This window comes from Streptomyces chiangmaiensis (assembly GCF_036281785.1).
Taxonomy (GTDB): Bacteria; Actinomycetota; Actinomycetes; order Streptomycetales; family Streptomycetaceae; genus Streptomyces; species Streptomyces chiangmaiensis.
Map to the genome: position 1 here is coordinate 1 of NZ_JAYWVC010000752.1, position 549 is coordinate 549.

Here is a 549-nt window from a genome sequence, read left to right on the forward strand (position 1 = left end):
AAGTTCCTCGCGGCTTGGGTGACCCAGGCCGTGGTGGGGTGGACAGTCGCGCCCAGGATGCGGATGCGGCGGTTGGCGTGCTCGATGACGGCGAAGACGTACAACGTCGCACCGTTCAAGGTGGTGGCGGTGAAGAAGTCGCAGGCCAAGATCGCGTGGGCCTGGCTGCGCAAGAACGCGGCCCAGGTCTGACGGCCACGTTCGGGCACCGGCTCGATCCCGTGCGCTCGCAGGATCTCCCAGACCGTGGACGGTGCGACCTTGATGCCGAGCACGGCGAGTTCGCCGTGGATACGCCGATACCCCCAGAAGCTGTTCTCGCGAGCCAAGCGCAGGACAAGGGCCTGGATACTGCGCCGGATCGGCGGCCTGCCAGACCGCTTGCGACGGGAGGCGTCAGCGTGACGACGACGCATAAAATCACGGTGCCACCTCAGGACCGTCTCCGGCGAGACGATCAGATGCAGCTGCCGCAGCGTAGGCCTGGGGAGTCGGTGGAGGAGCGCGGCCAGGAAAGCGCGATCCGCCGGGGTGACGCGGGGCCTGTCG

General features: G+C 67.8%; 1 protein-coding gene. It reads right to left on the reverse strand.

What is annotated here, in order from left to right; genetic code table 11:
• Nucleotides 1–549: helix-turn-helix domain-containing protein (locus VXC91_RS46760; protein WP_329513389.1), on the reverse strand; the 549-nt coding region annotated here is incomplete at both ends.